This is a genomic window from Geobacillus thermopakistaniensis (assembly GCF_000498995.1).
In the GTDB taxonomy this organism is placed as follows: domain Bacteria; phylum Bacillota; class Bacilli; order Bacillales; family Anoxybacillaceae; genus Geobacillus; species Geobacillus thermoleovorans.
In genome coordinates this window covers 1-10,637 of the sequence record NZ_AYSF01000097.1, presented here as the reverse complement: position 1 = coordinate 10,637, position 10,637 = coordinate 1, and the positions used below count along the sequence as shown (strand labels likewise).

The window sequence follows — 10,637 nt, the reverse complement described above, 5'->3', positions numbered from 1 at the left end:
CACAGCCAGAAAAAAGCTCGCCGAAAAAAACGCCGTCCGGCGGGCGACAAACCGATAGCGGTAGCGCGTGCGGCGCTGAATGACCCATAAGTTGAACGCCACAGAGACGAAATAGCCCGCCATCGTGGCAACAATGGCCCCGACGGCCGACCATTTCATAATGAGCGGCGTGTTGAGCAAAAGCTTCACAAGCAAGCCGGCTGTCAAACTGACGACCGTAAACCGCTGCTCGTTGATGCCTTGCATGATCGCCGCCGTCACAGAAAACAAAGCGTACAAAATCGCCGCCGGCGCATACCAGCGCAACACTTGTTCACCAAGCGGATCATAGCTGTAAAACGAGCTGTACACCGGCCCTGCCAGCACCGCCATGCCAATCACCGCCGGGAGCGTTAAAAACATGAGCACTTGAAACGTCTGGTTCAAATATTGCCGCAGCGCTTTCCGGTCTTGCGCGACATACGCTTTCGTAATCGTCGGGATGAGCGCCAAGCTGAACGAGGTCGCGAGCGTCACGGGTATGATGACGAGCTTTTGCGCCCACATGTTGAACACGGAATACGCGTGCTCCGAGATGTTCCCGCGGCCCGCCGCCGCCATCGCGTGATTGAACGTAAACTGATCGACGAGCTGGTACAGCGACATCGACAAGCCGACAAAAACAAACGGAATCGAAGAAAGAAGCAGCTCTTTATACATCGCCAAAAGCGACACGTCCGCTTCGCCGCGGTCACGCGCAAGCAGCGACTGCAAATACGGACGCCGCTTCCACCAATAGACAAGCAACACCAAAAGCCCCGCCGCCGCCCCGACAAACGCGGCAAACGTCGCCGCGCTTACAGCGGAGACGATCGAGCCGTCCATCAGGCGCAAAATGACGTAGCACGCCCCAAGCAAAAAAGCGATGCGCGCGATTTGTTCGACGACTTGCGACAGCGCCGTCGGGCCCATCGACTCATGTCCTTGGAAAAATCCGCGGATCAAGCTCATCACCGGCACGATGAGGAGCGCAAAGCTGACCGCGCGGATGACGGCCGTGACGTCGTCGACCGAGTTGACGTTCGTTTTCGCATCGATGACGTGCGGCGCCAAGATGGGCGCCAGGGCGTACAAAATGAGCCATGAGGCGATGCCGCTTGCGATCATCAAGACAAGGCCGGAGCGAAAGAGCCGATAGCCGACGCCGTATTCCCCAAGCGCGTTGTATTTCGACACAAACTTTGACACCGCCACCGGCAGCCCGCCGGTCGCCAAGCTCAAAAAAATTTGGTACGGCACATAGCCGTATCCGTACAGCGCCCCGCCACGCTCGCCGACAAGATGGTAAAACGGGATGACGTAAAATAAACCAAGAAGGCGAGAAATCATCACGCCAGCCGTTAAAATAAACGTGCCGCGCAGCAGTTTCGATGTTGACATATGACCCCTTCCCTAGCCATGGACGTTGAAAATGACAACGTATCTATTTTACCATAGTTGTCAATGGAACGAAAAATATCGGCCACGCGCAGAAAGAAAGGGTGGAATGAACATGGGATACGACGTCATCATCATCGGCGGCGGTCCGTCCGGGCTCATGGCGGCCATCGGCGCCGGCGAAGAAGGGGCGAAAGTGCTCTTGTTGGAAAAAGGAACGAAACTCGGGCGCAAGCTCGCCATCTCCGGCGGCGGGCGCTGCAACGTGACGAATCGGCTGCCGGTGGATGAAATGGTCCGCCATATTCCCGGCAACGGCCGCTTTTTATACAGCGCCTTTTCCGTATTTAACAATGAAGACATCATCCGCTTTTTTGAGCGGCTCGGCGTGCCGCTCAAGGAGGAAGACCACGGCCGCATGTTTCCTAAAAGCGACAGCGCCCAGTCGGTCGTCGACGCGCTTGTTCGCGAATTGTCGCGCCTTGGCGTCGATGTTCGGCTTGAATCGCCAGTGGCGGACGTGTTGTATGAACAAGGAAAAACAGTCGGTGTCACGCTGAAAAGCGGGGAGACGATCCACGCCCGTGCGGTTGTCGTCGCCGTCGGCGGCAAATCGGTGCCGCAAACCGGCTCAACAGGCGACGGCTATCCGTGGGCGGAAAAAGCGGGTCACACGGTGACCGAACTGTTTCCAACCGAAGTTCCGATCGTCTCGCATGAGCCGTTCATCAAAGAGCGGACGCTGCAAGGCTTGTCGCTGCGCGACGTCGCGTTAAGCGTCTTAAAGCCGAACGGCAAGCCGATCATCACCCACCGGATGGATATGCTGTTTACGCACTTCGGCATTTCCGGCCCAGCCGCCCTCCGCTGCAGCCAGTTTGTCGTCAAGGCGTTGAAAAAAGCGGCGGACGGCGCGGTCGAAATGAGCATCGACGCGCTTCCGGACGTGACGCAGGAAGAGCTGTTTCAACATTTCGCCAANTTTTCGGCCCGCTTTTGCCAGTTTGTCGTCAAGGCGTTGAAAAAAGCGGCGGACGGCGCGGTCGAAATGAGCATCGACGCGCTTCCGGACGTGACGCAGGAAGAGCTGTTTCAACATTTCGCCAAGCTGTGCAAAGAGGAGCCGAAAAAGGCGATGAAAACGATCGCCAAAACGGTTCTTCCCGAGCGGTACGCCGTCTTTTTGCTCGAGCGGGCCGGCATCGACCCGCACGCCTCTGCCGGCACGGTCGGCCATGAGGCGCTGCGGGCGTTTGTCCGACAGTGCAAACAGTTTACCTTTTACGTCCACGGCACGCTGCCGCTTGAGAAAGCATTCGTCACCGGCGGCGGCGTGTCGGTCAAAGAAATTGAGCCGAAGACAATGGCCTCCAAATGCATGGCCGGCCTTTACTTTTGCGGGGAAATTTTGGACATTCACGGCTACACGGGCGGCTACAACATCACCGCCGCCCTTGTCACCGGGCGGCTCGCCGGCGTGAACGCCGCCCGCTATGCATTGGCGGAAAAAAACGGGGCGAGCGGCTCCGCGGGGCAGACAGCAACGAATTGACCGCCGTCCTCATGCCCCTCGGGTGCTCCGGGGCGTCCGCTGACATTCCGACAACGCCCGTCTTCAAGGCGGGCGATCGCAAAATTTCGCCGCCTGAAATGGAAATGCCGCAATGAACAAAACGTCGCCCGCTTTAGGGGGATCAGCACGAAAACGGCCCAAAGAATCCCACGGTCTGAAGCCGTGTGGAGTGTCAAGTCCGGTAAATGACCATGGCGGAAAAACAGTAGATTTGCTCGCCTTCCGATTCCATCGCCGCCACACTGTACTTGACATCGATCAACTGTCCGTCTTTCAATCGGGCTAAAAAATCATTGACCGCCGCTTCCAAATCTTTTTCATGCTCTTTATCAAACACTTTCACTTTGTACATCGCCATTCCCCCGTTTTCTTTTTCCTTTTCCACGCATTTAGGGAAAATCCTGCCCACAAAAGGCGTCACGCGCCCTCGAACAGCGGGACGCGTGACGTCAGAAACTTCATTCGTCTTAATACACTCCAACCGCATTGAACGCCTGTTTCACCGAGTTGACTTCTTGGCTTGTCGACCCGTACAAATCAGCGGCCGCTTGCACGCAGGCGGCGCGCAGCTGGCTGAAGTTCGACGTCGGCGTCAAATAGTAGACAAGCGCCCGGTAGAAAATTTTCCCCATTTTGTCGCGGCCAATGCCGGTGACGCTTACGCCGTAATGGACGCCGCCTTGGCTGAGCAAGTACGCCGCTTTATTGATGATGCCGCTGTTTGTATGGACTCCTCCATTGTCTTGTGTGCCGGTGTACCGTTTGGAATAATGATCCGGATCGCCGTATTTCGCCGGATCCGACATGGAGCGAAGCGCGTCGCCGGCAATTCCCGGCGTGTAAATGTCTTCGCCGATCTCCCAGTCCGGGTTGCGGTTGGCGTAGAACTCCACGAGCGTGCCGAAAATATCGGACATCGCTTCATTGATGGCGCCGGATTCGTTTTGGTAAACAAGCCCGGCCGTATAATCCGTCACCGCATGGGTCAGCTCATGCCCAACGACGTCAATGCCGCCGGAAAACGGCAAAAACGTCTGTCCGTCGCCATCGCCGTACACCATTTGCGAACCGTTCCAAAACGCGTTGTTGTAGCCGCGGCCGTAATGGACGGTCGAACGGATGGCGGCGTTGCTGCCGTCATAGCTCAGCCGGCCGTGCACATTTTTGTAGTAATCATACACGACACCGGCGTAATAATGGGCGTCCACGGCCGCCGCGTCATAGCTGGCGAAAAATTGGTTGTCGACATCGGCCCATAAGCTGCCGGGCAAAACGGTGCGGTTTCGTCCGTCATACGTAAAAATGCCGCTGCCGCGCGTATTGTCTTGCAAATAGTAGTAGCCATAATACGAGGAATACGTCGTATTGATATATTTCTGATCCCCCAACACACCGCGGCCCACGCCGACCGTCGACGTGCCGGCGACCGGCTGCCCGCCGCCCGGCTTCGCCTCGTCCATTTGGTTCCATTTGTTCAACACTTTTCCGTCTGCGGCATCGATCATGTAGATCCAGTTGCCTGGGACAGGGGTTAAAAAGCGGACATTGACTTCATAGGCGAGGCGCGGGGTCTCCCCATCCGGATAGATGACAAGCCGCGTTGGTTTTCCCTCTTCGGCCGCCGGCCGTTCTTTCGTCACCGCATCAGCCACATCTTGTTTCGCGATCATTTCCGCTTGTTGAATGGAAATGGCAGCTTCTGTTTTCAACGTTCGTTTGTCCAAATTCGGAATGAGCGTACCCGACAAAGAGGACAATTCGCCATCGTTGACATGGGCAACGAGCACGGCGCCATACACTGGGATGCCGCGATAGCGCTGTTCAAAACGCATGACCGTATGGCCGAGTTCATCCGTTTGTTTGCCAATCAAGCTCAGCCGTTCGCGGGCTTGTCCACCAAGCTGGAACGTATTCTTCTCTTGATCAAGATAACGGTAAACCAATTCTTCCGGAGCATCCTCGCCTTTTAACAGCGAACCAGAAACGAACGACGGCGTCTTCCACTGTTCGTTCCACACCATTGACTTTTCCTTCGCCGAAGCCCCGAACGGCCAAGCCATCAATCCAAACGCCAACCCAATCGCGCCAAGCATCGCCCGTTTGTTCATTCCCTTTACCCCTTTCTTATATTTTCAAATTATTTATTCTAATAAAAATTTTATTACAATATATTTTGATTGGGTATTGGGAAAATGATCGGGCGACATGCGTCCTGATCCGGCAGCCTATTTTCCGTTTTTCCCTCTTTGCGGCTTTCCGCCTGCGACAAAACAGCCAAAGTGAAACACGACCGACAGCGAAGCTGCCAAGCGAAAAAACGATTGATCTTTTTCGCTTGAGCCGACGGATTTCCACAGAACGTGCTTCAACGGACAAAACAAAAAACCGACTCATCCCCCGCTTTCGCCCCATGGCGAAAACAGGAGACGGATCGGTTCGAAGAAGATCAACACAGACAGGCAAAGCGCCAATCCAGCCGCTTCTTTTATCGGGCGATCACCGTCGGCGGCGGATGCTCATCTTTAGCCGCTTCTTTCACCCCGATGCCTTGGCCAAAGGCTGAAGCGAGGCCAAGGACGGCGAGAGCGATGATCACAACGACCCGCTTTTTCACGAGCTTCACCTCCTTTCAAACGCCGGTTTGCGCCCGCAAGAGAGCGCAACTTAATTGATAATATTGGGCCGCCTGCTTGTATTGGCGCCTCCGCATATAACAATCCGCCAAATATTCGGCATACAATGACGCGTCGTCATACTCCTTCTTTTTTTGGAAATAGGGAATCGCCTCCTGTTTGAGCAGCCGCTCCAACGGTTCATCTTCTTCGCTCAAAAGCAGCCGGTAAATGGAAAAATGCAAATAATACTCATAATGCTCGGACGCGCCGTTAGGGGCTTGTTCGAGCTGTTTCCACCCTTCCTCGACAGCCATCAACGCTTTGCGATAATGCTTGGCATCACAATGCACGCGCACGAGCGACAAAAGCGTGATGAGCCGGGAATCCAGCGGAGCGGCCTCTTTATAGATCAAACTGTTCTCATAATGTTGCACCGCCTCGCGGTATTGGCGTTTGATTCCTTTCAAATGGCCGAGATTGTGTTCCACAATCCCAAGAAGCCGTCGATCATCCACCATCCTCGCCGCCTTTTGGGCCAACAGGCAATGGTCGACCGCTTTGTCGATCTCCCCGCAGCGCCGATGGCAAATCGCCAGCAGCACATGGCATTCGGCGCTCCGCCGCAAGTCGTATTCCGCCTGGCTGAGCGCCAGCGCGCGCTCGGCGTAATGAAGGCATTGGAACCATTTCCACAGACGGCTGCATGCAAGCGCCGACAAGTAAGCCAAATCGGCCTCCTCCTCGCTCGTTTTCCATTCTCCCTTCAACAACTCTTCTGCCTTTTGATAACAATGCAAGGCGTCGTCATATTTTTCTTGACAATAATATAAAAGCCCAAAAAACTTCCAATAATAATAGCGCATGTCATCACTCAACGACCCATACCAGTCCCGCACGCTTTGCGCCGCCGTTTCCGCCCCCTTTTTGTCGCCAAGAAGCAGCCAATACCGGATTCGCATCAGCTGAAAATAAATCATGGCTTCGGCATCCCCAGACTGCTCGCATCGTTCTTTGACCGTTTCATACAGTTCCCGCGCGGCAGGCACATCACGGTTCGTCATCGCCTTATACCACGACATCACCCATTCGAACCATGAAGGCATTGTTTCGTTTCCGCCCGGCCGGATGTCCAGCCGCCGAAACAGCCATTCGAGCACCTCTTGGCTCGGTATGACTTGGTTATTCTCAATTTTCGATAAATAAGAAACCGAAATAATGCCTTCAGCCGTTTCTTCTTGGGTCAGGCCTTTCATCAAGCGGGCGAATTTCAAGCGGTCGCCGAGTTTCAACAGAGAGCTCCTCCTTCGAACAAGTGTCTGATTTTACCGAAAATTATATCCTTTCCTTTTTTTTCTTTCATCACACTTTGGTACTAAAACAAAATGGAAAAAGCGCCCCAAAAAGCTGGGACGCTTTTTCGCTCCTACCCCGCAAGCGGACCGGGGAAGCGCAAGCCACCGACGCATGAAAAGGCCCGCGGCAGCCAGCCATTCCTCTGCCTCTTGACTGAACGGGGCCGTTCGGATGGATCCATTTCCCATCCGCTGACACGTTCCGTCGTTTTGGTCTCGACAAAAACGGGATCACTTGGATGACGGCCCGCCGCCATGCCCTGTTCTTTGAGCCGGAAGCGCTTATCGCTTCGGCACTGTTTCGCCTTCCCACTCGAGCATGCCGCCCGTCATGTTGCAGACGCGGTAGCCAAGCTCTTGCAAGTAGCGGCAGACGTTTTCGCTCCGCCGTCCGGAGCGGCAGACGAAAATATATTCTTCGTTGCGGTCGAATTCCTCAAGCCGATCGGGGATGTCGCCCATTTTAATATGTTTGGCGCCGGGGATCATGCCGAGGGCGACTTCCTCGTCTTCGCGCACATCGACAATGTTCAGCTTTTCCCCGCGTTCGAGTTTTTCTTTCACTTCAGCCGGCGTGATTTCCTTGATCTCTTCCATGGCAGATCGACCCCTTTCGTTGGTGGATAGGGAGCGGGCCGAAGCCCGCCCTCATCATCAGTTGGCGACGATATTGACGAGCTTGCCGGGGACGGCGATCACTTTGCGCACGGTTTTGCCCTCAAGCTGCTCTTTGATTTTTTCATCGGCGAGCGCCCGCTCCTCGAGCGCTTCTTTTGGCAAGTCAACTGGCACGTGCAAGCGCGACCGCACTTTGCCGTTGATTTGCACGACGATTTCCACGACGTCTTCCACAAGCTTCGTTTCATCATACGTCGGCCACGGTTCATAGGCGATCGTGTCCGTGTGGCCAAGCTTTTGCCACAGCTCCTCGCCGATGTGCGGGCAGACCGGCGACAAGAGCTTGACGAAGCCTTCCATGTATTCTTTTTTCATTTGCTCCGCTTTGTACGCTTCGTTGATGAACACCATAAGCTGCGAAATGGCGGTGTTAAAGCGCAAGGATTCGTAGTCTTCCGTCACTTTTTTCACCGTTTGGTGATAGATGCGCTCGAGCGTATCGTTTGCCGGTTCGTCGACAATGTTCGGGTTCAGTTCGCCATTCTCGGTGACAAAGAGCCTCCAGACGCGGTCGAGGAAGCGCCGCGCCCCGTCAAGCCCTTTCGTCGACCAAGCGATCGACGCCTCAAGCGGCCCCATGAACATTTCATACAGCCGCAAGGTGTCGGCCCCATGGCTTTCGATGATGTCGTCCGGGTTGACGACATTGCCTTTTGATTTGCTCATTTTTTCGTTGTTTTCGCCTAAAATCATCCCTTGGTTGAACAGCTTTTGGAACGGTTCTTTCGTCGGCACGATGCCAAGGTCATAGAGAAACTTATGCCAGAAGCGGGCATAAAGCAAATGCAAAACCGCGTGCTCCGCCCCGCCGATGTAAACATCGACCGGCAGCCACTTTTTCAGCTTTTCCGGATCGGCGAGCTGCTTGTCGTTGTGCGGGTCGATGTAGCGTAAATAATACCAGCAGCTTCCAGCCCATTGCGGCATCGTGTTCGTTTCGCGCCGCCCTTTTTTCCCGGTTTTCGGGTCGACAACATTGACCCATTCTTCGATGTTGGCCAGCGGCGACTCGCCCGTTCCCGACGGACGGATTTCATCCGTTTTCGGCAACACAAGCGGCAATTCCTCTTCCGGCACCGGCGTCATCGTGCCGTCTTCCCAATGGATGATCGGANAGCGACGTTCCCAAAATGATGCCGAAAACAACATTGACCCATTCTTCGATGTTGGCCAGCGGCGACTCGCCCGTTCCCGACGGACGGATTTCATCCGTTTTCGGCAACACAAGCGGCAATTCCTCTTCCGGCACCGGCGTCATCGTGCCGTCTTCCCAATGGATGATCGGAATCGGCTCGCCCCAGTAGCGCTGGCGGCTGAACAGCCAGTCGCGCAGCCGGTACGACACTTTTTTCCGCCCTTTGCCGTGCTCCTCAAGCCAGGCGATCATTTTGTCGATCGCTTCCTGCTTGTTCAACCCGTTCAAAAACTCGGAGTTGATATGCTCGCCATCTCCGGTGTACGGTTCTTTTTCGATATCGCCGCCGGCGACGACTTCTTTCATCGGCAAGTGGAATTTTTTCGCAAACTCGTAGTCGCGCTCATCGTGCGCCGGCACGGCCATGATCGCTCCGGTGCCGTAGCTCATCAAGACGTAGTCAGCGATCCAAATCGGAAGCCGATCGCCGGTGACCGGGTGAATGGCGTACGCGCCGGTGAACACGCCCGTTTTTTCTTTCGCCAAATCGGTGCGCTCAAGGTCGCTTTTGCTTTGAATTTCCTTTAAGTAGGCGTCAACGGCTGGCTTTTGCTCCGGCGTCGTGATTTTTTCAACGAGCGGATGCTCCGGCGCCAAGACGGTGTACGTCGCGCCAAACAGCGTATCCGGACGCGTCGTGAACACGGTGAATGTTTCGTCATGGCCGTGGACGGCAAACTCGATTTCCGCTCCTTCCGAACGGCCAATCCAGTTGCGCTGCATCTCTTTAATGCTTTCCGGCCAGTCGAGCTCTTCCAAATCTTCAAGCAAGCGGTCGGCATAGGCGGTGATTTTCAGCATCCATTGCCGCATCGGCTTGCGGATGACCGGATGCCCGCCGCGCTCGCTCCGGCCGTTGATCACCTCTTCGTTCGCCAGCACCGTGCCGAGCGCCGGACACCAGTTGACCGGCACTTCATCCATGTAGGCGAGCCCTTTTTCATACAGCTTCAAGAAAATCCATTGCGTCCATTTGTAATAGTTCGGGTCGGTCGTATTGATCTCCCGGTCCCAGTCGTACGAAAAGCCAAGCGATTTGATTTGCCGGCGGAAATTGTCGATGTTTTTTTGCGTAAACTCCGCCGGGTCGTTGCCGGTATCGAGCGCATATTGCTCGGCCGGCAGCCCGAACGCGTCCCAGCCCATCGGGTGAAGGACGTTGTACCCTTGCATCCGCTTCATGCGCGCCAAAATATCGGTCGCCGTATATCCTTCCGGATGGCCGACGTGCAAGCCGGCGCCGGATGGATACGGGAACATGTCGAGAACGTAAAACTTCGGCTTGTCATCATCATCGGGCGTGCGGAACGTTTTGTTTTTCTCCCAATAGTCCTGCCATTTTTGTTCAATTTCGCGGTGGTTGAAGCTCATCGCAGCACTCCTCCTATCAAGTTCTACTTGCATCATTGACGAAAATATGTACAAAAAAACCCCCCATCCCCACAGCAAAGGGACGAGAGGCGCGCTTCCCGCGGTACCACCCTTTTTGGCGCGCCAAACGGCGCACCCGCTTTCTTCCTTAACGCGGATGGACGGCCGGCGCTGTCGATGACCGTTCACGCCGGCAACTCCGAGGCGAGTTCACGAGCCGACTTCGGTTGACTCGCACCATCCGTCAACTCTCTGCCGTCCGTCGGGCCCGCTACTGCTCCTCTTCACCGTTATTCGCCTTATTCGCACATGAATCGACCGATGAGTGGACAGAATGACAAATTTATTATTATTTTAAAAAATTTGTCGATCAATTGCAAGCCGAAATCTATACGGAAGCCGCGGTTTTTTTTCGGCTCGGTTTTCAAATCCATCAT

At 55.0% G+C, this 10,637-nt stretch carries 7 protein-coding genes, 2 pseudogenes and 1 other annotated feature; of the genes and pseudogenes, 1 reads left to right on the top strand and 8 read right to left on the bottom strand.

Annotated elements, in window-relative coordinates:
• Positions 1 to 1,419 (bottom strand): putative polysaccharide biosynthesis protein (locus tag T260_RS123130; protein WP_023634541.1); only part of this gene is annotated, 1,419 nt, incomplete at its 3' end.
• Positions 1,420 to 1,531: 112 nt separating this feature from the next.
• Between T260_RS123130 and T260_RS1000000138370 the strand changes: the two genes are divergently transcribed.
• Complete coding sequence (locus tag T260_RS1000000138370) at positions 1,532 to 2,968, top strand: BaiN/RdsA family NAD(P)/FAD-dependent oxidoreductase (protein ID WP_023634540.1); 1,437 nt, start codon at positions 1,532 to 1,534, stop codon at positions 2,966 to 2,968.
• A 193-nt stretch (positions 2,969 to 3,161) separates the two neighbouring features.
• Here T260_RS1000000138370 and T260_RS123135 read toward each other — a convergent pair whose 3' ends face one another.
• The 7 genes and pseudogenes from T260_RS123135 to leuS form a co-directional block, all read right to left on the bottom strand.
• Positions 3,162 to 3,341, bottom strand: a complete 180-nt coding sequence (locus tag T260_RS123135; protein ID WP_008880941.1) for a sporulation protein Cse60 — start codon at positions 3,339 to 3,341, stop codon at positions 3,162 to 3,164.
• 115 nt (positions 3,342 to 3,456) lie between these two features.
• The gene (locus T260_RS123140) at positions 3,457 to 5,097 is read right to left on the bottom strand and encodes a M4 family metallopeptidase (protein WP_023634539.1); all 1,641 of its coding nucleotides are present in this window, start codon (positions 5,095 to 5,097) and stop codon (positions 3,457 to 3,459) included.
• Positions 5,098 to 5,474: 377 nt separating this feature from the next.
• Positions 5,475 to 5,603 carry a hypothetical protein gene (locus T260_RS1000000140570; protein ID WP_023634537.1) on the bottom strand — a complete coding sequence of 43 codons (129 nt, stop codon included), beginning with the start codon at positions 5,601 to 5,603 and terminating at the stop codon, positions 5,475 to 5,477.
• A 15-nt stretch (positions 5,604 to 5,618) separates the two neighbouring features.
• Complete coding sequence (locus tag T260_RS123145) at positions 5,619 to 6,893, bottom strand: helix-turn-helix domain-containing protein (protein ID WP_023634536.1); 1,275 nt, start codon at positions 6,891 to 6,893, stop codon at positions 5,619 to 5,621.
• 345 nt (positions 6,894 to 7,238) lie between these two features.
• A complete protein-coding gene (locus tag T260_RS123150) occupies positions 7,239 to 7,553 on the bottom strand; it encodes a rhodanese-like domain-containing protein (protein ID WP_023634535.1) in 315 nt (104 codons plus the stop codon).
• Between the two features lie 57 nt (positions 7,554 to 7,610).
• Positions 7,611 to 8,747, bottom strand: a pseudogene (locus T260_RS0121090) (class I tRNA ligase family protein); the annotation flags it as partial.
• A 45-nt stretch (positions 8,748 to 8,792) separates the two neighbouring features.
• Positions 8,793 to 10,200, bottom strand: a pseudogene (gene leuS / locus T260_RS0121085) (leucine--tRNA ligase); the annotation flags it as partial.
• Between the two features lie 75 nt (positions 10,201 to 10,275).
• Positions 10,276 to 10,497, bottom strand: a binding site (T-box leader).
• Positions 10,498 to 10,637 lie beyond the last annotated feature (140 nt).